Genomic DNA, 20,707 nt, shown 5'->3' on the forward strand with positions numbered 1-20,707 from the left:
AGCGTTATCTACAGCCTATCAAAAATTGAGCCGATATCTGGTGTGAATAATTTATGGTACAGTTTTGTTGCATAACTATCTGTCATTCCTGATATATAGTCACATAAAACTCTATTTTTATTTTCAGAGTTTTCATAAGCATAGAGTGTATTTTTAGGAAGCAATCTGTTAGGGTTTTCACGTAAGACTTCAAATATCCTTAATATGATCTGTTGGCCTTTATATTCCAAAACCTGAACTTCTGGTGTCTTAATTACCCGATTCATGACGAAATCCTTTAATGCTTTCAAGATGCTCTTGCTGTCATTGTCTTGAGTGGCTTTTAGCATTAAAAGGGGCGTTTCAAAATCATCATTCTTTTCAACGTGTATAGAGGAAATGAAATATCCAACTAACTTGCTTATCGCATGCTTTCTTTCTTTATTTGAACCATTGAATAGTTTTTTGTTGTAGAAATCTATGTCTTTTGCTAATTCATTAATACTATGATCTAGAATTTTGGGGAGAATATCACTTTCCCACATGCTTTTAGTTATGAGGCCTAATGCTATGCCGTCTTCTAAATCATGAACTCCATATGAGATATCATCTGCAAGTTCCATTATTGTTGTGTCAAATGACTTAAACATTGTTTTATTATGACCGCTTTCTGAGAATTTAATTCTTGAAAACATTTTAGTGTCATTTTCTGGGACTTCTTTAAAAATCCAATCAATTAAATCCCTTTCATCATCGAGATAACATTTTGGGGGGTGCCAGTCGTCTAAATTTAATGGGGGAATGGTTTGAGATGTTTCTTTTTTATTATAGTTTCTTACTTGGCTATATGGAGCGGGGTATTTAACTAGACCTAAAAGGGTTCTTCGAGTCAAATCCATGCCATGATTTGGCGAGTATTCGGCAAGACGGCTAACAATTCTTAAGGTTTGCCCGTTTCCTTCAAATCCACCCGAATCAATCATGGAATAGTTAAGTGCTACTTCACCACCATGACCGAAAGGAGGATGACCTATATCATGACTCAAACCAATAGCCTCAATCAGGCTTAAGGACGGTATCCACGCTTTAATGAGTTCATCAGCCTTATACTTGTCATGTAATCTTTCACAAATGGCAGAGCCTATCTGCGCTACCTCTAAAGAATGTGTTAATCGTGTCCGATAAAAATCATTTTCTCCAAGTCCTAAGACTTGCGTCTTTGTTTGTAATCGTCTAAATGCTGCCGAATGGATAACCCTTGCTCTGTCTCTTTGATACTGACTGTCATCAGTATTTGAATTGAATTCCTTTACGGGATAGTTATCATCATCATTCCGTTTTCTTCTACTCCAGTACGCAGTATTCATGCATTAGTCCTCTGATTTTTAATGATATTGCCACGCTGCTTTTTGGGTGCGGAAATATTTATAGCTGATATTCTATCTAATAATTTAGATTCTTGGGAGGTGGTTTATTATACAGTGCATGAATAGCACGTTAACTATTGTTTTTGTTATTATGTTGGTTTTAACTAACTGATGATTGCCTTAAGTTTAACTAGATGTGTATTTTTCGCTGGTTTCTATAAGTGAAAAATGTTTTTTAATTTCAGAGTTAATGTTGGCCGATTTTTTACTAATTAATGTATAAAATAAAAAATCACGAAGAAAAATGATAACTAAAAAAATGGGCGTTCCCTATTGGACACAACACTGGTTCTAGGTATTGGTATCGCAATAATATTCATGAATTTTCAGGATATAAAAAGCGATAAAGAGAAAGTAGTAGCTAATACTGTTGGTACTCAAATAAAACAGATTGGGGAGGTGATTAACCGTTATGTTAGTATCCATTATGACCAGCTTTCAGCGTTGTCTTCTAGTAGTAGCTAGACCAGCGGTCCGGGATCAAGAACGCGGGTTGGTCAAAAAAGCATCTAAATAGAGAGCGAAATTCATCGGAGGTATCTTAGGAGGCATCACCAAAGATGAAACAGATAATTTTTATTATTAACAAAATTAATAGGATATAGCTACTTTCCCTCTTCTCGCCGGTTAAACAACCGTTTAATTAATCACTGTTATAATTACCCCTGTTGAGCCTTGATGGGTGAATGTTTTCTCCTCAAGCATTGCGATGCGGCGCTCTGTGGAGCGGCATCCGTTTTTAGGCATGCCGGTGGTTCGGTGAGAAGTAAGGAGAAGTGCACTATGAGCAGAAAAGACAAGCTCGCGGCGGCCCTGCTGGCCATCTTCCTGGGTGGGCTGGGCATTCACAAGTTTTACTTAGGGATGAAATGGTGGGGGCTGTTCTACCTGCTGTTCTGCTGGACGGGGATCCCGGCGATTGTCGGCTTTATCGAAGGCATTATTTATCTGTTCCAATCGGAAGAGAAGTTCAACCAGAAATACAATCCGGGTCTGATTTAACGCGTTTTCTGGCGGCGCCTCCTGTTAAGGGAAGCGCCGTTTTTCATTCCGTTACTGTTTCTTCATCATCATCTTGCCGCGCATCTCTTTACTCATCATTTTATTCGAGCTGGAGATCACGCAGTTATATTGCTTGCCTTGGTTGATGATCATAAAGGTGCTGACCGGATTTTTAAAATCTTTGTCGATGGTGAAATAAATATAGGCCTGCGGCAACGCGGCCGGTTTAAAGGCGCCGAAGGCATACACATCCGCCAGGCCCAGCGCGGAGAGATCGACCGTCAGTTCCATAGGCTGTTTGTCATTTGGCGATGGGAACATCGATTTGGCCGACATCATCATGGTGCTGCTGTTGATGCTGTAATCGGTTTTAACCTTCATGCCGATATATTTCGATTCCGGCATGGAAAGTTCTTTTTGGCAGGCGGCGTCGTGCTGTGGCGCCGGGCTGCCGTTTTCCATCACGGCGTGCACGTGTTCCAGCGTCACTTCCGCGCTGCCTGTGGTAGGCTGCGCATCGGCCGCGTAAGCCGCGCCGCTGAAGGCGGCCACAGAGGTAAGGATAATGCCCGTAACGATTTTCATTGTCGGTCTCCGGAATGCTAATAATGGTATTAATTGCGGTGTGTAGCCTATTGGCCCGATAAAATGCAAAGTGACCCGTTCCGCGGAGATAAAATACCCTCGGAATTTTTATAATTAATAGCGTTTCACCCACGCGGTATGCGAGGTTTGTTTAATTATATTGGGAGCCTTTCTCTTTTGTTTTTCAGTCTGTTTACCTGCATATAAAGAGTATGTATAAACATAGTCAATGTTTAGAATATGCACAAATTACTGCAGTTTTTTTTCCCTTTTATCTTTTGGTTTTTAATAGGGTTGCGAATATTGCATTGAGATACAGGGAGTTGTCTTTTCTACGTTCAAATCACTCTTTGAAGCGTTATTTATGTGATCTTTGTAGTCACAGAAATAACGCTGAAATTATTATCTTTCTATTTAACGGCTAATTATTCATGGCATAGGCTTCAACCCTTTGCGTTTCCTGCGCTAGAATCAGGCGGTTTTCTCGTGGAAAAGGATATCGCCATGGCCGCCTGGGCCTTTTTGATCGTCGGTTGGGGGTTGATTTGGCAGGATCACCCGATTTTCGGCGTGCTGTGCATCGCGCTGTTTGCCGTGCTGCAATGGGCGAAGCACGCCGCTAAAGGCGTGCAAGACCCCGAAGAGGCCGCAGAGTGGCGCAAGACCGACTGGCGTTCGCAGCCGATTGAGATGGCGCACGCCGGCGACAGCGATCGGCAGATTGGCGGCGTGGGGGAACTGGGCATGGGCGGCCCCAATTTTTGGACGCTGCTGCTGCGCGACGGGGCGATTGTGCATGGCGCCTGTGCCGCGCCGCAGGACGTGGACGACGGCAAGCTGCGCCTGATCCCGACCCGCGGCCGCGAGGGTGAGGGGCTGACGGTGTACGAGCCTGCTGCCCGGATGATGTACGCGCTGCCGGCATTGACCGATCGCGAGCAGGACGCGCTGGCCGCCGGCTCCGCCGAGGCGCTGGCGCGGCTGCGGGCGAGGTGTCGGCAGGCGGAGGCTACGCCGTTGCACCTTGTGCGCGGTCTGTGGGTGCCGCCGTGGACAGAGGATCCGGCCGATCGTCTGGAGATCGCCTTGCCCAACGGCCGCGTGCTGGCGGCGCGCTCGATGTTGCCGGCGGATCTGCGCCAGGCGGACGATCCTGCCGCGCTGCTGCACGCGCCGCCTTATGAGCTGTTGTTGGATAACCGGCCGACGGATCGTTTCGTGCGCGATCTTGAACGCGTGGCGGGATCCCCGATGGGCTGCGGCTTGAGCGTCGGCGGTTGCCAGTTCCGCGGCGAGCATATCGTCGATGGTCTGTACCATCTGTACTTCGCCGGTGAGTGGTTCAGCCTGCTCGCTTACGCGCATAAACCGGCGGGCGGGCGTGGTTCCGACACCACCTTTTTCGTCGAGCGGGTCGAGCCGCAAGACGGCGGGGTGTTTGTGATTGAATGGGATGCCTACAGCGTGGGGCCAGGCGGGCGTGAGCCGCGCGTGCCGGCCCCGCCGGTATTGGTTATCGCGGTGAGCTGGCAGGAAACGCCGCTGCAGCTGCCCACGGCCAATAACCGCGTGACCGTGCGTTTGCCCAACGCCACGGCGTAAGGCTTAGGGCAGCACCCTGACTTCGCCGTTGTGCAAGGTCAGCACCGCGATCGGACTGCCGGAGAAGCACTCCCTAAAGATCCAGTCGCTGGGCCGAAACGCCGCCGCAGGCAGCCCGGCCTGCCACTCCTCCCACTGCGGGGTCGGCTTATCCGGCGGTAAAGAGAAAGAGACCAGCCAACCCGCTTCGCAGTGCACCCTTTGGCCGCTCGGGCGGGTAAAGGTATGCGCACCTGCCAGCTCCATCACCGGCGGTAAAACCTCGAAGGCGATGATCGGCACGCCGGCCACGCTCTGCGGCTGAGGAAAACGCACAGCGGTCACGCCGTTCATCGTGATAGGGCTGTCTTCGGTGCCGGGCAGGCGTGGATCCTGGCGGTTTACCCAACTGCCTTTCGGCAGCGTCGTTTCACCGAACGGCTTTGCCTCGTCGAGCGTCAGGTAGCTGCGTTGATTCCAACGATCTTCCGCCCGCTGGCTCTTGATGTCCTGGATGGCCATGCCGATCAGCATCAGCGCGCACGCCACCGGGTAGACCGCCAGCGCCGAGGCCAGCAGATAGCCGCCCCAGGAGAGCGGCGGTCGCGGTCGGCCGCAACGGGCGGCGATGTAGCGCCGGCCCCACCAGACGATCAGGATGCCGGCGAGCAGCAGGGCCAATAACAGCGCCAGCAATCCTGCGGCGCCGGCGCCATAACCTAACAGCATGGCAAGTTCCTTATGTTCACGGCGTGGTGGAGCGATAGCGAACGAAGTAGGGCAGCGCCGGGATCTCCCCGTCATCGTCATAGTGGCTTTCTGGTTCGATCACGGTTTGGCGCGCGTCGTCGCGCCCGTTGTACCGGTACTCCAACGGCTGTCGGTAGTGCACGTCGGATGAGCGCAGATCGAAAATCAGCGAAAGACGCGCATCGCCGTTATCCGTTTGGGCGACCAGCTTATCGTTGCCCGCCCAGAGCTGATACAGCGATTTATCGCCGGTCTCCAGCAGCACCTTCAACTGCCCGTCGGATTGATAACGCAGAAGCTGATACAGCCCTCTGTCCAGCGTTTGTGCGATCAGGTAGATGCCGCCGTCCGGGGCTTGCGCGCTTTCCTCCACGCGCACCAACAGCCAATGCATTTCAATCACCTCGCCGGTTTTACCGTTAACGGCGATGTGTAACGCGCCAGATCCGAGCACCGGGTTCATCCAGAAATGCACGCGGTCGCCATCAATGGCGGTGAATATCTCGGGTACGGATTTGCGCTTACCGGAGGCGTAAGCCGTCGGTGACTCCTCCTCGCCGCGCTCAAAGCCCAGCAGTTGCCGCGCGTCCAGCAGCGCCGGCAGATCCAGCGTCTGCCGCCAATGGGCGCCGAAGTCCGGGCTGTAGAATACGCCTTCGGTGCTGATGAGATACAGCGCGCGTTTTCCCGGTTGCGCCACCAGTTTGCCGCCGACAAAGGAAGGTCGGTTGTCGTCGCCCTCCGGCCAGGGGATCAGCGCCCCGATGGTACCCCGTTGCACATCAACCAGCCTGCGGCCCTCAGAGAGAAAAAGCACGCACTCCTGCTCGCCGCAAACCGCATCGTGGATCAAGTCGTCGAGTTCCCCCAGCATCTTTAACCCTTTTGGGCCGGCAAACAGCACCTGGCTGAGGTAGTTGGCCGCCCAACCGTAAAAGCTGTTGTACGCGCGGTCTTCACTTCTTTTGCTGGTGAGCAGCAGGGCGCCGTCCGGCGCCGGGTAGCTGTGGATGAGATCGTACCGGGCTATCGTCGGCAACGCCTGGTCGCCCCGAGTCCATTGCCACTGCGCATAGCGTTGCTCAGGGGCGAGCAAATAGACGCCCAGCGCGCTGGCCAAAAACAGCGTCAGGATAATAAGGGGTCTTTTATAAAGCGCTAACGTCATCATTTCAGCTCCGTCACCTGCTCCTGCCGCCATAGCCTGCGGCGCAGATTGCGCAGGTATTTGAACGTTTTAAACGTGCGGTGCTGGTCAAAAGCGTAGAGGCGGCAGATCTGGGCGAAGCCCTCGATCAGTAGCGCCAGGCCGCTGATCATCAGCATCATCAGCAGCAGAATCGGCGGCAATTCACTGCCGAGGCGCTTCAGGGTCCAGGCATCCAGGTAAAAGCCCGCTGGGGTATCGGCGTTATCCCACACGATCATGCCGAGCATCAAACACATCATGATCGCGCCGAGGATGAAGACGACGCGCGCGCTCAGGTTAAGGCCGGCTTCGGTGAAGTAGCGGCTGCCGCCGATAAGATAGGTCTGGCGGTCGCGGTGATTGATGATCCCACGCACCGTCGGCAACTCGGGGACGGTGTCGTTTTCGCAATACAGCACCTGCAGCGGATCGCCTTTGGCGATGAAAAGCGGATGTTGCCGACGAAATACCGGGTGCAGTTTGGTATTGGGGACGTTGAGCGCGCGGGTCGTCAACGCGAAGTGCGTCTCCTTCTGGCGCCACGCATAGGTGTCCAAATACTGCACCTGCCGCGGGATCTCATAGTGGCAGAGTTCGTAGCTCAGGGCGTTGACCGTCTCTATGCCGGAGGCCTCGACGCCCTCGGGGAGGGGGAACTCGGTTTGTGGCGTTGCGGGCACTGGCGCGGCGTCTGCGCGGACGGCCCGGTATCTGATGCCGGGGATTTTCAGGCTGAGCGAGCCGGGCGGCGTGACGTCTTGCCCCTGCAGCACGCGATCCAGCGCTCTGAGCAGGCGCCTGCGGCCGCGGTGCGCAATCAACAGGAGCTCCGAACCGACGAACAGCACCATGCCGATGCCGATAAGGCCGGCGATGATGGCGATAAAGAACAGGACGATGGTCAGCCAGGAATCTTCCCGGTCCATGATGAAAAAGGCCGCCGGGAAACCGCCGGCCAGCGCCGCGCCCAGCAGCAGCAGGGCGAAGTATTTCAGCTTATATTTCAGCGTTCTGTCAGGCTCCAGCCGGCCTTTCGTGCCGTGCAGCAGCCAGTGCAGCCAGTAGCTGCCGTCCCGCAGGCGGTGGGCGCCGATCTTCACCCGATCGCCGGCGGCGAGCCTGGCCAGCAGATTTTCGCTGTCGCTGAAGTCATCGCGATAAAAAAAGAACGTCTGGCCGGAGGCGATGATCCTCACCAGATTGTCGGGCGCCGTCTGTTGGCAAGCGCATTGCTCGACGGTCACATGAAAAAATTGGGTTTGCATATCATTCCCTGTCAGCAGGCGTGGCCCGAAAATTCATCCCTGGCGCCGGGTGGTCAGCGCTTTTTCATCAGTGGCAGCATGCGCACCAGCGCATTGTCCTTGACGATATAGTGGTGGAACAGCGCGGCGGCGGCATGCAGGCCGATCAGCCAGTAGCCGAATGACGCCAGCGTTTTGTGCCAGCCGATAATCGCCCGCGCCTGCGGCCGATCGGCCACGTCGGCGAACGGCATCGGCAGGCCGAATAGATACCACTCTTTGCCCCCCAGATAGCGCGAATAGACCCCCAGCACCGGCAGCGTCAGCAGCAGCAGGTAAATCAGGGTGTGCGTCAGGTGCGCCAGGCCGGTTTGCCACTTCGGCGGTTTGGGCGCGATGGCGGGCGAGGGGTGGCGCCAGCGCAGGAACAGGCGGGCGATCATCAGCGCAAATACCGTTACGCCGCAGCTGAAGTGGGTGACAACCAGCACGTACCAAGGGGCGCTGCCCGGTTCGGCAAAGCCCCGCAGCTCGATGGTGACACAGGTGATGACCAGCAGGATCGCCACCAGCCAGTGCAGGCGAATTTGCCACGGCATGTAGGTGTTCTGCACCGGGTTACCTTTTGATGTTAAAGGGTCTGTGCGTCGATGGTAACGAAATGTTACATCGGAGGAAAGCGCGTGCGCGCAATTTAGGCAAAACGCCAGGTTCAGCTCGCTTATTAAGCTATTGGTTTAGTGGGATATGCGTCTGGTGATAGGTGAGCGCCGTAAGTTATGAAGCTAATAATGATAGGTTCAGAGGCTGGCAGCTTATTAAGCGATGAAGCGGGTTACGCCGCAGCCCTCGCTGCGGCGCCTAAGATCAGTTCAATTTGGCCTTGGCGAAATCGCTGCCGTTCACGTCCACCACATAGCCGCTCAGGTTGCTGCGGGTGGCGTAGAACACTTTGCCGGTGGCCAGCGGCAGCCACGGCGCCTGTTTGGCGAAGATCACCTGCGCCTGTTGATACAGCTTGGCGCGCGCCTGCGGCTGGTTCTCCTGGATCGCCTGCTGGATCAGCCGGTCATAATCCTTATCGCACCAGCGTGCCACGTTGGCGCCGCTCTGCACGCCGGCGCAGCCGAGCAGGGTGGCGAAGTTGTCCGGATCGCCGTTGTCCGACACCCAGCCGTACAGCGCGCTCTGTTGCTCGCCTTTGCGCAGCCCGGCCAGATACTGCCCCCACTCCCAGGTGACGATCTTGGCCTTCACGCCCACCTTCGCCCAGTCGCTCTGGATCATCTCGGCGATGCGTTTGGAGTTCGGGTTGTAAGGGCGCTGTACCGGCATCGACCAGATGTCGGTTTCAAAGCCCTGTTCCAGCCCGGCCTGCTTCAGCAGCGCGCGCGCCTTCTGCGGATCGTAGGCGTACTCCGGCAGTTTGTCGTTGTAGCCCAGCATGCCCGGCGGCAGCAGTGAATTGGCCGGCGTGCCGCTGTCTTTGAACACCGCGGCGACGATCGCTTTCTTGTCCACCGCGTAGCTCAACGCCTGACGCACCAGCAGGTTGTCGAACGGTTTTTTTTGGGTGTTGAACGCCAGATAGCCGACGTTCAGCCCGGTAATGTCGTGCAGCTGCAGGTTGCCGTCGGCCTTGATGGCGGCGAACTGTTCCGGCAGCGGCGCGGGGATGATCTGGCATTCGTTGGTTTTCAGCTTGGCCAGCCGGGTTTGCGGATCCGGCGTGATGGAGAAGATGAGGTGCTTGCTGGCCACTTCGCCCTGCCAGTAGTGCGGGTTGGCGATGTAGCGGATCAGCGAATCCTGCTTGTACTGCTGCAGCGCAAACGGCCCGGTGCCGATCGGCCAGTTGTCGACGTATTCCGGCGTGCCCTTTTTCAGCATGGCGTCGGCGTATTCGGCGGACAGGATCGAGGCGAAATCCATCGCCCAGTCGGCGACGAAGGCGGCGTTGGGCTGGCTCAGCGTGAAGCGCACGTGATGCTCGTCCAGCGCTTCCACCTTGGTGATCAGCTTATCCAGGCCCATGTCGGTGAAGTATTCATAGTTACCGCCGGAGACCTTGTGATAAGGGTTAGCGGGATCCTTCTGCCGCATCACGGTGAACACCACGTCTTCGGCGTTGAAGTCGCGTGTCGGGGTGAAGTATTTGTTGCTGTTGAATTTCACGCCCTGGCGCAGGGTAAAGGTATAGGTCTTGCCGTCCGGGCTGACGCTCCACTCGGTGGCCAGCGACGGGGCCGGGGTTTTATCGCTTTCACGCAGCGTCACCAAGCGGTTGTACAGCACCTGCGAGGTGGCGATAAAGGTCGGCCCGGAGCTGGAGAGCTGCGGGTTGAACGATTCCGGCGAGGCGACGGTGCAGTACACCAGCGCATCGGAAGCGGCCAGCGCGCCGCCCGCCGACAGCAGGCCGCAGCCGGCCAGCACCAATCCGGCGATAGGGTGTTTTAAAAACGTCAAGGCAAGATCCTCAGGTGGAGTGGGCCGTTACCGGCGAATTGATCTAACTATAGATAACGGATGGCGAGACGGGGAACAAGCGTCTCACCTGCGCATTCTGTGCGCCCCACGTTGCCTGCCGCCGCAGCGCAGATCTACACTGCGGGACAATCAGTCACTCGCAAGGATTTCCCGATGAGCCACTTTCGTCCTGTCGCCCTCGAACACGCCAGCCGCCTGCTGAACCACGGCCCGACGGTATTGATCACCAGCCGCAGCCGCGACGGCGCCAAACGCAACGTGATGGCCGCCGCCTGGTCGATGCCGGTGGAGTTCAGCCCGCCGCGCATCGCCATTGTGGTGGACAAAGGGGCGCACAGCCGGCAAATGATCGAGGAGAGCGGCGCATTCGGCATTTGCGTGCCGGCGGCCATGTTCATCGACGCCACCTACGCGGTTGGCAGCGTGTCCGGGCTGGATGAAGACAAGTTTGCCCGCTTTCACATCGCCGCAGCGCCGAGCGCCACGCTGCAGGTGCCGCTGATCGAACAGGGGTGCGTGGCGTGGCTGGAGTGCCGCTTATTGCCGGAAAGCGGCGCGCAGGAAAAATACGACACCTGCTTCGGCGAGGTGTTGAGCGCGGCAGCGGACGAGCGGGTGTTCCAGCAAGGGCGCTGGAACTTCACCGCCGCCAATGCGGATCTGCACACCATTCATCATCTGGGGGCCGGCAACTTCGTGCGCAGCGGCGAGACGCTGCGGGCCAAACCGCTTTAATCGGCCTCGCGCCCGCGGTCGGCATCATAGCGCTCGCGGGCGGCGTCCAGCTCGGGGAAATGGTATTCCGCCCATCGGTCCAGCGCCGCCAGCGTCTCGACCAGCGAGCAGGCGACGGCGCTGAGCCGGTATTCCACATGCGCCTGATTCTTTTCACTTAAATCTAGCCGTTCGAGCAGCCCGTTGCGTTCCAGCTGGCGCAGCGTTTGCGTCAGCACCTTCTGCGAAATGCCGTCGATGCGGCGCAGCAGCTCGCCGTTGCGCATCGGGCGCTGCGCCAGCGCAGGCAGGATCAGCATCACCCACTTGCCGGAAATCAGCGCCAGCGCATCGCGTGCGGAACACTTGCTCGAATAGACGTCGCCGGGATAAGCCATTGGGGGTTACCTTCAGGTGCGTAATTGCCAAGGGGACGATAAAGCCACAGCATAACAGCACCACCTTACAACGGGAGACACAGGATGAACGTGCTGATTGTGCTGGCTCACCCCGAGCCGCATTCTTTCAATGCCCATTTGGCCGAACAGGCGCGGCAGGCCTGGCTGGCGCAGGGGCATCAGGTGAAAACGGTCGATCTGTATCAGGAGGGGTTTGATCCGCGCGAGGGCGCCGGCCATTACCCCAGCAGAAAGCAGGTGGACCGGTTCGATGCGATGCAGGAGCAGCGCCATCACTGGACGATCCAGGCGCTGCCGGCGGAGATCCGGCGGCATATCGAGCTGTTGCGCTGGGCGGATACGCTGGTGCTGCAGTTCCCTTTCTGGTGGTTCGGCGCGCCGGCCATCATCAAGGGCTGGATGGATCGGGTGTTCGTTTACGGCGGGATCTACGACAGCCGCCACCGCCATGAGAACGGCGTGATGCGCGGTAAGCGGGCGCTGCTGACCGTGACCGCCGGCGCTTCCGCACAGGCCTGCGCGCCGAACGGGCGCGACGGCGATATGCGGCTGATGCTGTGGCCAATCATGCATGCGCTGCACTATATCGGCTTTAGCGTGCTGGAACCGTTCCTGGTCTATGGCGTGCGCGGCGGGTTGGCGAGCGAGGAACGGCAGGCGCAGAACGCCGCTTTGGCGCAGGTGACGCAGGCGTATCGGGTTGGCTTAAGCGATATTGCCGCCTGGCCGGCGGTGCCGTTCAACCGCAATGAAGATTTTGACGCCGATCTGGCGCTGAAGCCCGGTGCGCCGATCTACAGCCCGTTCGTGCGGCACCGCGATCCGGTTTAGAACCCGGCCTTCAGCAGTTCCTCGCGCAAATCGTCGATAATCGCCGGTTCGATGTCGGGGAACTGTTGCTGAATATCGGCGATGGCTTCGGCCACTCTGGGGCCGGCGAAAGTGCCGGAGAAGGGCAGCAGCGGCAGATTGGCGTCGCTGTCCGGCAGTTCGCCGCGGATGGTGCCGGTGATCATGCCCGCTTTTTTTTCCGCCGTGAGGTCGTACTCCCCCACGTTTTTGTCGATCGGTTTCATTGGCCGCCTCGCTGTCGGTGAGTGTTTACCCTGTTCTGTTAAAGCATAGTGTTTCAGGCAATGAATACCAATCAGTGTATATAATATTAATATAAAACAATGTGATGCGTTTTTTGTCGTTTGACGTTTGCCGGGTGGCGGCGCTATGCTCGTGGCGCTAAAGGAACCTTCCTCACTGACAGGGACAGACGACATGAAAAGACTGAAAAGCGCGGCGCTGTTGTTGCCGCTGTTGGCGCTCAGCGCCTGCACCCATCACCTCAGCAGTGCCGAGCAGCATGCCAAACACTACGTTTATCAAACTCGCGACGATTTTGATCCGCAATTCCGCACCGATGTGAACGGCAGTATTAAGAACGCCGTGCCGATGTTCGAACAGTTCTACCAACTGGGGAAAAAGGATCGCGCGGCAGGCGTGGCGCGCAGCGAGGCGCAGAAAAAGGCCGATTACCTGGCCAGCACGGAGTTCCAGCAGAACATGGAACACAAAACCATTTTCATTAATCGCGCCTACAGCAGCGCCGACAATCCTAAGCGCCGCCAGGTGCTCTCACAGGAAGCGGTAGGTGCGTACTGGGACGGTTACGAAGGTCGCTGAACATAATCCCTCACAAATAGAAGGTAATAAAAACTGGTCTTCTGGCGGTTATTTGATTATAAAAACCGCCGCTAAGGACGATGTTCATAGATGAAACCAGGAGTGTTTATGTTGGCAAAAGTTAAGCGTTCGTTCGCCGCCGCCGTCGTATTGATGTTGGCGCTGCCTGCGGTTCAGGCCGCGGATTACCGTGCGGGCGAGCAATACACCCGGCTGGATAAGCCGGTGGCCGCCGCGCCGGCGGTGGTGGAGTTCTTCTCCTTCTACTGCGGCCCTTGCTATCAGTTCGCCGATACCTATCGCGTAGGCAGTACCGTGGCGCAGGCGCTGCCCGCCGGTGAGAAAGTCACCAAATATCACGTCAGCCTGATGGGCAAACTGGGCAATGAGCTGACCGAAGCCTGGGCGGTGGCGACGGTGCTGGGCGTGGAAGACAAGATTGAAGGGGCGATGTTCGACGCGGTGCAGAAACAGCGCGCCGTCAACGGCGCCGACGATATTCAGCGGGTGTTTACGGCGGCCGGCATCGATGCCGCTACCTATGAAAACGCGCGCCACAGCCTGCTGGTCAAAGGATTGATCGCCAAGCAGAACGAAGCGGTGAAAGCGTTTGAGGTGCGCGGCACCCCGTCGTTCTACGTGGCGGGTAAATACAAGATAGACAATGCCGGCATGGCCAGCACCAGCGTTGAAGGCTACGCCAAAGAGTACGCGGCGGTGGTGCGCCATCTGTTGGATACGCAGCCTTAAGGCGATTCCCCTCCGGCGCCCGATGATCTGTGATCGCGGCGCCAAATCCCCCGCTCGCCATTGATTGTGTGTTAACGGATTGTTATGGTGTTTTTCTGTTCAACGGCGCAGCACCGCTGCTGTTTGAAGGGAGAGATCATGACGGCATTGGCAACGCTCCGGGACGTCGGCTTCGAAGAGTGGCTGGGGAAAATCAACACCGCCTGCGGCCGATTCTGCGCGAAAACGTTGGGGCCCGGCTTCAGCGGGGCGATGCAGGAGTTTCGTGCCCATGCCCTGCGCCTGAGCGTGGTCGATGTGTCCCAGGCTCGGCTGTACCGCACGCCGCGTGAAATTGCCCGCAGCGACGGTGCGCACTTTTTCACCGTCATCCAGCTGCGCGGCAGCGCGTTGATGGAGCAGGGCGATCGCCAAACGGTGCTCTCTCCCGGCGACATGACGCTGATCGATGCCTCACAGCCCAGCAGTTTCACTTTCCAGCGCGATTCGCGCCAAATCTCCCTGTTATTGCCGCGCGGCTGCTTGCCGCTGCCGCCGCCTTGCGCTCAGCGTCTGGGAGCCGAGCTCAGCGCGGTGCGCCTCAGCCGCCAGCTGGTGCTGAGCAGCATGCAGGATCCTCAGCTTGCCGCGGCGGAAAGCGAGGCGGTGCTGAATGCGCTGGCGGCGCTGCTGCGCCCGGCTCTGGCGCTCGAGCAGGCGCGGCCGGAGGGGCAGCAACCGGTCTTTGACAAGGCGCTGGCATTGATCGACAGGCATATTCAGTCGGCGCAGCTGCGCCCTGAGTGGGTGGCGGCCGAGTTGGGGGTGTCGTTACGCAGTCTGTATCGGGTGTTCGCCCGTCAGGGGCTGGTGGTGGCGCAGTACATCAGGAACCGCAGGCTGGATCTGTGCGCGCAGGCGCTGCGCAGCGCCGCCGGGCAGGAAAAACTGGCCGGCGTCGGCCTCGACTGGGGTTTCACCGATCACAGCCATTTCTCGACCGCTTTCAAGCAGCGTTTCGGCATGTCGCCGAGCGAATACCGTCGGCAGTATCAGTAAGTCAGGGCGCGGGCCAGGCCCGCGCCGCTTCACTCAATAGCGGATGCAGACCGATTTCGATTCGGTGTAGGCATCCAGCCAATCCGGGCCGAAGTCACGGCCGCTGCCCGACTGTTTGAACCCGCCGAACGGCATGTTCGGGTCGATCAGCGTATGGGTGTTGACCCACACGGTGCCGGCCTGAATGCGCGGCGTCAGCGCCATCGCCTGCTGCAGGCTGGTGGTCCACAGGCTGGCGGTCAGCCCGAAGTCGGTGTCGTTGGCCTTGCTCAGCGCCTCTTCGGCGCTCGCCACCCGAATCAGGTTGACCACCGGGCCGAACACTTCCTCGCGCGTCAGGTTCAGCCGATCGTCCGGGTTGATCACCAGCGTTGGCGGAATGTAGAAGCCGTTGGCGTCCGGCCCGGCCGCGCCGCCGATAAGCTCAGCGTTTTTCGCCCGGGCGTCGTCCAGGTAGGCCGCCACCTTGTTGCGGTGCGCGAGCGACACCAGCGGGTTGATTTGCGCGCCGGTATCCATCCCCGGCCCGACCGACAGCGATTTCACCGCCTGTTCGAATCCGGCCACCAACCGATCATAAATCGGCGCTTCAATATAAATTCGCGAGCTGGCGGCGCATACCTGCCCCTGATTGAGGAAGCTGCCAAGCATCAGGCCTTCGATCACCTGCTGCGGATCGGCATCTTTCAGCACGATGGCCGGGTTTTTGCCGCCCAGCTCCAGCGTCACGCGGGTCAGGCGATCCGCCGCCGCGCGCGCGATGCTTTTGCCCACCGGGGTGGAGCCGGTAAAGCTGACTTTGGCGATCAGTGGATGTTCGGTCAGCGCTTTGCCGCACACGGTGCCGCGGCCGGTGACCACGTTGAACACGCCCGGCGGCACGCCGGCTTCGCTCGCCAGCTCGGCGATGCGCAGCAGGGTGAGCGGGGTGGTTTCCGACGGCTTGATGACGATGGAGCAGCCCGCGGCCAGCGCCGGCATCACTTTCCACATGCCGATCATCAGCGGGAAGTTCCAGGGCACGATGCCGGCGACCACGCCGATCGGCTCTTTACGGGTATAAACCTGATATTTGGCGCCCGGCGGCATCGGAATAGAGACGTCCAGCGTTTGACCGGTGATTTTGGTCGCCAGCCCGGCGGTGTAACGCATCCAGTTCAGGGTGCTGCCGACTTCGAAAGCGCGGGCGATGTTGATGGATTTGCCCTGCTCCAGGGTTTCGAGCTGCGCCAGCTCCTCGGCGTGCTGCTCCACCAGATCGGCGAAGCGCAGCAGGATACGCTCGCGCTCGACCGGCAGACGCTGCGCCCAGACGCCTTCGCTGAAGGCTTTGTGGGCGGACTGCACCGCCAGTGCGACGTCGTGTTCATTGGCGTCGGCGGTGGTGGCGATCTGCTGCCCATTGGCGGGGTTATACACCGCCAGGCGACCTTCCGCGGCGGACGCGCGCCACTGGCCGTCGATATACAGCCCATGCTGACGATCGAGAAAACGCGATACGCTATCCAGCACGGCTACGGTATTGTCAGACATACATCCTCCGATCAGGCTCATCAGGTTATCGTTAACCCTGCAAGTCTAGATCAGCGGGAAAGCGGCGGCTTTGGTCTGCCTGACATTCGGTTTGTCCTGCGTGTCATTTTGCCGTGACGGAAGGGTAAACCGCGGCCGGCGGGCGCCGGCCGGGAGGGATCACGAGCTCAGGGTTGCCAGACGGGTGGCGAAACCAAGGAACAGCAGGCCGATCAGGCCGTTGCCGAGCTTCGCCAGGCCTTTCTTGTGATTGAAGAAATGCGCCAGCATCGCGCCGGAGAAGATCAGCGTGCTCATGTAGATAAAGCTGACGGCTTCGAGGATCAGCGCCAAAATGGTGAACGACAGCCCAGTGTGCGCATAGTTGAAATCGATGAACTGCACGAAGAACGACACGTAAAACAGGATCGCCTTCGGGTTGGTCAGGCTCAGCGTCAGCGATTTTCGCAGAATGCTGTGGCCGCCCTCAATCTGCTGCTGTTGCGCCTGCGCCTTCTGCACGAAGGTGGCGTAGAGGATTTTTGCGCCGAGGAACAGCAGGTAAATTGCGCCGAGAAAACGCACCAGGGTAAACAGGAACGGCGTGGTGCGGATCAGCGACGCCACGCCGATATAGGCGCAGAAGATCAGGATCGCATCGCCGATAAACACGCCCAGCGCGGCGGTATAGCCGGCGCGCACGCCGCGCGATATGCCGGTTTTCAGCACGTACAGCGTATTCGGCCCCGGCAGAATGATGATGAAGACCACCCCGGCCAAATAGGTCCATAAATTCAGGACGCCAAAACTCTCTAACACAATAACCTCTCCATGCGCGCAACTAACAGGCAAAAACACTGGCCACGACCGTGACCGGCCGCGATCCTAACGCCGTGCAACCAGGTTGGCAACGTAATAAACTTCATGTTGTTGGTTAAAAATTGTCGAAACATTGTTGAAAACGTCGGCGCCGAATTAAAAAGCAAGAGTCGGCGTGTTTCGCCAACGGCCCGTCACTATGCTGGTTAACATCGAAACCGCAGTGAGGAACGGATGATGAAAAACGTAATCGACAGCGCCGATCCGCGCTGGCTGGCGATCGTCAGCCGCGACAAGCACGCCGACGGCCGCTTTATCTACGCGGTGAAAACCACCGGCGTGTATTGCTCGCCTTCTTGCCCGTCACGTCAGCCGAATCGGCAAAACGTGGAGCTGTTCGACGATGCCGAACAGGCGGAAGCGGCGGGTTATCGGCCCTGCAAACGCTGCCGCCAGGGGCTGACGCCGTTGACGGAACAGCATGCGCGGCAGATAGCCGAGGCCTGCCGCTATATCGAACGGGCGGAGAAAGCGCCGTCGCTGCAGACGCTGGCGCGCCACGTCGGGTTGAGCCAATACCATTTCCACCGGCTGTTCAAAGCGATCACCGGCCTGACGCCGAAAGGCTACGCCGACGCGCAGCGCAGCCAACGCTTGCGCACCGGCCTTACGCAGCAGGAAACGGTGACCGACGCGATCTTCGACGCCGGCTATGGCGCCAACGGCCGCTTCTACCAACAAGCCAACGCCGCGCTGGGCATGACGCCGAAGGCCTACCGAGCCGGCGGCAAAGGCATGCGCATTCATTTCGCCGTCGGGCACTGTTCGCTGGGCGAGATCCTGGCGGCGCAGAGCGAGGTGGGCATCTGCGCCATTCTGCTGGGGGACGATGCACAGCAGCTGGTGCAGGATCTGCAGGACAAATTCCCCAACGCCGAGCTGATCGGCGGCGACGCGCAGTATGAAGCGCTGATGGCGCAGGTGGTGGGCCTGATTGAAGCGCCGGAGAACGGGTTGGCGCTGCCGCTGGATATTCGCGGCACCGCGTTTCAACAGCGGGTCTGGCAGGCGCTGCAGGCGATACCGGTCGGGGAAACCGTCAGCTATGCCGATATCGCCCGGCGCATCGGCGCGCCCAAAGCGGTGCGCGCGGTGGCCGGCGCCTGCGCCGCCAACGTGCTGGCGGTGGCGATCCCCTGTCACCGGGTGGTGCGCAACGACGGCGCCTTGTCCGGCTATCGCTGGGGCGTCGAGCGCAAGAAAGCCTTGCTGGAAAAAGAGGCGCAGCGATGAGCGGCGCGCTGGCGGCGCGGCTGGCCGAATTGGACTGGGCGGCAATTGAACGTGAACTCGATGCGCAGGGCTGCGCGCGTCTGCCGGGCGTGCTCAGCCAAGAGCTGTGCCGCGAGCTTTCGGCGCTCTACCCGCAGGATGCGCACTTCCGCAGCCGCATCGTGATGGCGAAGCACGGTTTTGGCCGCGGCGAGTACCGCTATTTCGCCTATCCGCTGCCGCCGCCGGTGGCCGAGGCGCGCAGCCTGATGTATGCGCGGCTGGCGCCGGTGGCCAACCGCTGGAACGCCTTATTGGGTCTGGCGGTGCGTTATCCCGCCGACCATGAGGCCTACCTGGCCGAATGCCACCGGGCCGGCCAACGGCGACCGACGCCGCTGCTGTTGCGTTACGAAGCGGGAGATTACAACTGCCTGCATCAGGATCTGTACGGCGAGCGGGTGTTTCCGCTGCAGGTGGCATTTTTGCTCTCCGCCCCCGAGCGGGATTTCACCGGCGGCGAATTCGTACTGACCGAACAGCGGCCGCGGATGCAGAGCCGGCCGGAGGTGGTGCCGCTGCAGCAGGGCGACGCCGTGGTGTTCGCCGTGCATCATCGGCCGGTGGCGGGAGTGAAAGGCTACTATCGGGTCAATCTGCGCCACGGCGTCAGCCGGATACGCGACGGCCAACGCCACACGCTGGGGGTGATCTTTCACGACGCGCTATAGCTTGCGCGCTAGCAGGGTGGCGAAGCGCAGCGAGATGCGGTTGCCGTTGGCGTCGGTCTTGTGCAGTTGGCCGACGTCCTCGTTGTATTTGAGGATCTCCCAGTCGCGATAATAATGCTTCAGCTCACCCGGGCTGAAGGTGAACGGGAACGGCAGCGGGCAGGGATAATCCTCGGTATCCATCGCCGCCACGATCAGGTTATGGCCGCCGCGCACGGTGCTGTCCTGCATGTTTTGCACGATAGGCGGGATCTGCTGCCGCTCGAGGAACATCATTACCACGGTGGACAGGATGAAGTCGTAGTCGCCGCTGAAGCGATGGGTATTGAGATCCTGCACCCCGGCACTCAGGCGGGTCAGCTGCTCGGCGTCGACGATCTGATTGAGGCGGGCTATCGACGGCGCGTGCTTGTCCCAGGCGGTGACGTCGAAACCTTTCAGATTGAGATAGAGCGAATTGCGCCCGCCGCCGCAGCCCAGATCCAGCGCCTTGCCCGGCGCGATGCGCGCCGCCGCTTCGATCACTTCGGAGTGGGTGCGCGTCAGTTCGTATTTCTTGTGGTAGTAATCTTCCGGCGTGCAGTAAAACGCCAGCCGGCAGGTCATGTCGTCCGAAAAGGAAACGATGCGATGCCACTGCTGCGGTGCGATAAACGGCGGCTGGCTTTCGGGGCTGAACTGCCAGGTCTCGGTGGTGGCACCGTCTTCGGTCATCATGGCGAACGTCAGGTTGCCGCTCAGTACGGTGAGCTTCGCCCAGGTGCCGCTCTGGGTGTTGTGGCGCTGGCGGAAGGCCGCCGGCAGCGTGTCGCTGTTCCATTCTGGCAGGGTTTTATAGCAAAGCAGCTGCTGCTCCATAGGGGGCTCCTTTGGCTGGGCAAGCAAAGTGATTTATATGATGCATATAAAATACATCTTTATTCGTCATTTGAAAATCCCGAGCTTCGCAAACCTATTGCTACAAACGGCGGCGCATACGGGTGGTGACCGCATCGAAACCTAACTTGGAATACAGGCGCGCGGCCGTCGGATTATCGTTGAACACCGTCAGTTCGGCATATTCCGCCCCCTGTGCTCTCGCCGCGTCCAGCACCGCATTTAGTACCCGCTCGCCATAGCCTTTGCCACGCCAGGCGTGCGTCACTTCAAAATCATAGATAAACAGCTGCTTACCGAAGGTTCGTTGCTCAATGGCGTACCAGACGGTGGCGATGCTGTCCTCGACATTCGGCAGCCTCGCGCATACCAACCGTTGGCCGGGCATCGCCAGCCCTCGTTTGAAATTGGCTTCGGCCTCGATCAACGCGTGTTCCTGGCTGAGCTGAAACGAACGCGCCAAATCGTCTGCGTAAGCCTTTACCCCGTATTTACGGTAGTGATCCAGTTCCTGCGCCGTCATTTCTTTGAGTTCGATCATTTTGTTCTCCCTGCGTTGTTGGGTATTTCCCGGCCCACCTGTGCGGCGGAACGGGTATATTTATACTGGATTGTGCGCGGCGGCTGGGCTAATTTCAGTGCTGTTCATGTCATC

22 protein-coding genes are annotated in these 20,707 nt (G+C 58.3%); 9 read left to right on the plus strand and 13 right to left on the minus strand.

What is annotated here, in order from left to right:
* Positions 1–8: 8 nt before the first annotated feature.
* Positions 9–1,346, minus strand: coding sequence for an anti-phage deoxyguanosine triphosphatase (locus tag QMZ29_RS15235; protein WP_216474019.1), 1,338 nt, complete (start codon positions 1,344–1,346; stop codon positions 9–11).
* Between the two features lie 843 nt (positions 1,347–2,189).
* On the opposite strand from QMZ29_RS15235, the gene QMZ29_RS15240 reads away from it, so the two are divergent.
* Positions 2,190–2,408 (plus strand): TM2 domain-containing protein, encoded by a 219-nt coding sequence (locus QMZ29_RS15240; RefSeq protein WP_015376761.1) that lies wholly within the window; start codon positions 2,190–2,192, stop codon positions 2,406–2,408.
* Between the two features lie 51 nt (positions 2,409–2,459).
* Here QMZ29_RS15240 and QMZ29_RS15245 read toward each other — a convergent pair whose 3' ends face one another.
* A complete protein-coding gene (locus QMZ29_RS15245) occupies positions 2,460–2,993 on the minus strand; it encodes a hypothetical protein (protein WP_043135545.1) in 534 nt (177 codons plus the stop codon).
* A gap of 486 nt (positions 2,994–3,479) precedes the next feature.
* Here QMZ29_RS15245 and QMZ29_RS15250 point away from each other — a divergent pair, with 486 nt between their 5' ends.
* Positions 3,480–4,595, plus strand: a complete 1,116-nt coding sequence (locus QMZ29_RS15250; protein ID WP_261425572.1) for a hypothetical protein — start codon at positions 3,480–3,482, stop codon at positions 4,593–4,595.
* A 3-nt stretch (positions 4,596–4,598) separates the two neighbouring features.
* Here the strand turns inward: QMZ29_RS15250 and QMZ29_RS15255 are convergent, their stop codons facing one another.
* From QMZ29_RS15255 to QMZ29_RS15275, 5 genes are all read right to left on the minus strand, one after another.
* Positions 4,599–5,303 (minus strand): hypothetical protein, encoded by a 705-nt coding sequence (locus QMZ29_RS15255; protein ID WP_261425570.1) that lies wholly within the window; start codon positions 5,301–5,303, stop codon positions 4,599–4,601.
* 16 nt (positions 5,304–5,319) lie between these two features.
* Positions 5,320–6,495, minus strand: a complete 1,176-nt coding sequence (locus tag QMZ29_RS15260; protein WP_261425569.1) for a hypothetical protein — start codon at positions 6,493–6,495, stop codon at positions 5,320–5,322.
* Entirely contained in the window at positions 6,492–7,778 is a 1,287-nt protein-coding gene (locus tag QMZ29_RS15265) for a hypothetical protein (protein WP_261425565.1), read from the minus strand. The genes QMZ29_RS15260 and QMZ29_RS15265 overlap by 4 nt, the downstream gene beginning before the upstream one ends.
* Before the next feature lie 53 nt (positions 7,779–7,831).
* Positions 7,832–8,356 carry a cytochrome b561 gene (gene cybB, locus QMZ29_RS15270; protein ID WP_080433027.1) on the minus strand — a complete coding sequence of 175 codons (525 nt, stop codon included), beginning with the start codon at positions 8,354–8,356 and terminating at the stop codon, positions 7,832–7,834.
* Between the two features lie 268 nt (positions 8,357–8,624).
* Positions 8,625–10,226: an ABC transporter substrate-binding protein gene (locus QMZ29_RS15275; protein ID WP_060432519.1), complete on the minus strand. Its 1,602-nt coding sequence runs from the start codon at positions 10,224–10,226 to the stop codon at positions 8,625–8,627.
* Between the two features lie 174 nt (positions 10,227–10,400).
* Between QMZ29_RS15275 and QMZ29_RS15280 the strand changes: the two genes are divergently transcribed.
* Entirely contained in the window at positions 10,401–10,982 is a 582-nt protein-coding gene (locus QMZ29_RS15280; RefSeq protein WP_025301683.1) for a flavin reductase family protein, read from the plus strand.
* Here QMZ29_RS15280 and QMZ29_RS15285 read toward each other — a convergent pair.
* On the minus strand, positions 10,979–11,359 hold the full coding sequence (locus tag QMZ29_RS15285) for a winged helix-turn-helix transcriptional regulator (protein WP_025301684.1): 381 nt from the start codon (positions 11,357–11,359) through the stop codon (positions 10,979–10,981). The two genes, QMZ29_RS15280 and QMZ29_RS15285, sit on opposite strands and share 4 nt — an antisense overlap.
* 84 nt (positions 11,360–11,443) lie before the next feature.
* Here QMZ29_RS15285 and QMZ29_RS15290 point away from each other — a divergent pair, with 84 nt between their 5' ends.
* Positions 11,444–12,211 (plus strand): NAD(P)H-dependent oxidoreductase, encoded by a 768-nt coding sequence (locus QMZ29_RS15290; RefSeq protein WP_147823611.1) that lies wholly within the window; start codon positions 11,444–11,446, stop codon positions 12,209–12,211.
* On the opposite strand, the gene QMZ29_RS15295 is transcribed toward QMZ29_RS15290, so the two are convergent.
* Positions 12,208–12,456: a hypothetical protein gene (locus QMZ29_RS15295; RefSeq protein ID WP_261425555.1), complete on the minus strand. Its 249-nt coding sequence runs from the start codon at positions 12,454–12,456 to the stop codon at positions 12,208–12,210. The two genes, QMZ29_RS15290 and QMZ29_RS15295, sit on opposite strands and share 4 nt — an antisense overlap.
* Positions 12,457–12,649: 193 nt before the next feature.
* Between QMZ29_RS15295 and QMZ29_RS15300 the strand changes: the two genes are divergently transcribed.
* The 3 genes from QMZ29_RS15300 to feaR all read left to right on the plus strand — a co-directional run bounded on the left by QMZ29_RS15300 (position 12,650) and on the right by feaR (position 14,842).
* Entirely contained in the window at positions 12,650–13,054 is a 405-nt protein-coding gene (locus QMZ29_RS15300; protein ID WP_043135551.1) for an Exc2 family lipoprotein, read from the plus strand.
* Between the two features lie 108 nt (positions 13,055–13,162).
* Positions 13,163–13,804 carry a DsbA family protein gene (locus tag QMZ29_RS15305; RefSeq protein WP_147823612.1) on the plus strand — a complete coding sequence of 214 codons (642 nt, stop codon included), beginning with the start codon at positions 13,163–13,165 and terminating at the stop codon, positions 13,802–13,804.
* Between the two features lie 138 nt (positions 13,805–13,942).
* The gene (gene feaR / locus QMZ29_RS15310) at positions 13,943–14,842 is read left to right on the plus strand and encodes a transcriptional regulator FeaR (protein ID WP_049206237.1); all 900 of its coding nucleotides are present in this window, start codon (positions 13,943–13,945) and stop codon (positions 14,840–14,842) included.
* Between the two features lie 33 nt (positions 14,843–14,875).
* Here the strand turns inward: feaR and QMZ29_RS15315 are convergent, their stop codons facing one another.
* Both QMZ29_RS15315 and leuE read right to left on the minus strand, forming a co-directional pair.
* Positions 14,876–16,375 (minus strand): aldehyde dehydrogenase family protein, encoded by a 1,500-nt coding sequence (locus tag QMZ29_RS15315; protein WP_016928934.1) that lies wholly within the window; start codon positions 16,373–16,375, stop codon positions 14,876–14,878.
* 159 nt (positions 16,376–16,534) lie between these two features.
* Positions 16,535–17,173: a leucine efflux protein LeuE gene (leuE, locus tag QMZ29_RS15320; RefSeq protein ID WP_004940625.1), complete on the minus strand. Its 639-nt coding sequence runs from the start codon at positions 17,171–17,173 to the stop codon at positions 16,535–16,537.
* 237 nt (positions 17,174–17,410) lie between these two features.
* On the opposite strand from leuE, the gene ada reads away from it, so the two are divergent.
* Together ada and QMZ29_RS15330 are read left to right on the plus strand one after the other, a co-directional pair.
* A complete protein-coding gene (gene ada / locus QMZ29_RS15325) occupies positions 17,411–18,466 on the plus strand; it encodes a bifunctional DNA-binding transcriptional regulator/O6-methylguanine-DNA methyltransferase Ada (RefSeq protein ID WP_197811585.1) in 1,056 nt (351 codons plus the stop codon).
* On the plus strand, positions 18,463–19,176 hold the full coding sequence (locus QMZ29_RS15330) for a 2OG-Fe(II) oxygenase (protein WP_261425544.1): 714 nt from the start codon (positions 18,463–18,465) through the stop codon (positions 19,174–19,176). Before ada ends, QMZ29_RS15330 begins: the two co-directional genes overlap by 4 nt.
* On the opposite strand, the gene tehB is transcribed toward QMZ29_RS15330, so the two are convergent.
* Together tehB and QMZ29_RS15340 are read right to left on the minus strand one after the other, a co-directional pair.
* On the minus strand, positions 19,171–20,034 hold the full coding sequence (gene tehB / locus QMZ29_RS15335; RefSeq protein ID WP_060432526.1) for an SAM-dependent methyltransferase TehB: 864 nt from the start codon (positions 20,032–20,034) through the stop codon (positions 19,171–19,173). The genes QMZ29_RS15330 and tehB overlap by 6 nt on opposite strands.
* 100 nt (positions 20,035–20,134) lie before the next feature.
* On the minus strand, positions 20,135–20,593 hold the full coding sequence (locus QMZ29_RS15340) for a GNAT family N-acetyltransferase (protein ID WP_025301694.1): 459 nt from the start codon (positions 20,591–20,593) through the stop codon (positions 20,135–20,137).
* Positions 20,594–20,707: the final 114 nt, after the last annotated feature.

It is taken from the genome of Serratia sp. PF-27 (genome assembly GCF_030053255.1).
GTDB classification, from domain to species: domain Bacteria; phylum Pseudomonadota; class Gammaproteobacteria; order Enterobacterales; family Enterobacteriaceae; genus Serratia; species Serratia bockelmannii.

Bases quoted from the DNA above. Each gene is read 5' to 3' on its own strand.
- QMZ29_RS15340 (WP_025301694.1), bottom strand. From the start codon at position 20,593: ATGATCGAACTCAAAGAAATGACGGCGCAGGAACTGGATCACTACCGT.
- QMZ29_RS15315 (WP_016928934.1), bottom strand. From the start codon at position 16,375: ATGTCTGACAATACCGTAGCCGTGCTGGATAGCGTATCGCGTTTTCTC.
- QMZ29_RS15285 (WP_025301684.1), bottom strand. From the start codon at position 11,359: ATGGCTTATCCCGGCGACGTCTATTCGAGCAAGTGTTCCGCACGCGAT.
- QMZ29_RS15235 (WP_216474019.1), bottom strand. From the start codon at position 1,346: ATGAATACTGCGTACTGGAGTAGAAGAAAACGGAATGATGATGATAAC.
- QMZ29_RS15300 (WP_043135551.1), top strand. From the start codon at position 12,650: ATGAAAAGACTGAAAAGCGCGGCGCTGTTGTTGCCGCTGTTGGCGCTC.
- QMZ29_RS15240 (WP_015376761.1), top strand. From the start codon at position 2,190: ATGAGCAGAAAAGACAAGCTCGCGGCGGCCCTGCTGGCCATCTTCCTG.
- QMZ29_RS15280 (WP_025301683.1), top strand. From the start codon at position 10,401: ATGAGCCACTTTCGTCCTGTCGCCCTCGAACACGCCAGCCGCCTGCTG.
- ada (WP_197811585.1), top strand. From the start codon at position 17,411: ATGAAAAACGTAATCGACAGCGCCGATCCGCGCTGGCTGGCGATCGTC.
- QMZ29_RS15330 (WP_261425544.1), top strand. From the start codon at position 18,463: ATGAGCGGCGCGCTGGCGGCGCGGCTGGCCGAATTGGACTGGGCGGCA.
- QMZ29_RS15290 (WP_147823611.1), top strand. From the start codon at position 11,444: ATGAACGTGCTGATTGTGCTGGCTCACCCCGAGCCGCATTCTTTCAAT.
- feaR (WP_049206237.1), top strand. From the start codon at position 13,943: ATGACGGCATTGGCAACGCTCCGGGACGTCGGCTTCGAAGAGTGGCTG.
- QMZ29_RS15295 (WP_261425555.1), bottom strand. From the start codon at position 12,456: ATGAAACCGATCGACAAAAACGTGGGGGAGTACGACCTCACGGCGGAA.
- QMZ29_RS15305 (WP_147823612.1), top strand. From the start codon at position 13,163: ATGTTGGCAAAAGTTAAGCGTTCGTTCGCCGCCGCCGTCGTATTGATG.
- tehB (WP_060432526.1), bottom strand. From the start codon at position 20,034: ATGGAGCAGCAGCTGCTTTGCTATAAAACCCTGCCAGAATGGAACAGC.
- QMZ29_RS15245 (WP_043135545.1), bottom strand. From the start codon at position 2,993: ATGAAAATCGTTACGGGCATTATCCTTACCTCTGTGGCCGCCTTCAGC.
- cybB (WP_080433027.1), bottom strand. From the start codon at position 8,356: ATGCCGTGGCAAATTCGCCTGCACTGGCTGGTGGCGATCCTGCTGGTC.
- QMZ29_RS15265 (WP_261425565.1), bottom strand. From the start codon at position 7,778: ATGCAAACCCAATTTTTTCATGTGACCGTCGAGCAATGCGCTTGCCAA.
- QMZ29_RS15255 (WP_261425570.1), bottom strand. From the start codon at position 5,303: ATGCTGTTAGGTTATGGCGCCGGCGCCGCAGGATTGCTGGCGCTGTTA.
- QMZ29_RS15260 (WP_261425569.1), bottom strand. From the start codon at position 6,495: ATGATGACGTTAGCGCTTTATAAAAGACCCCTTATTATCCTGACGCTG.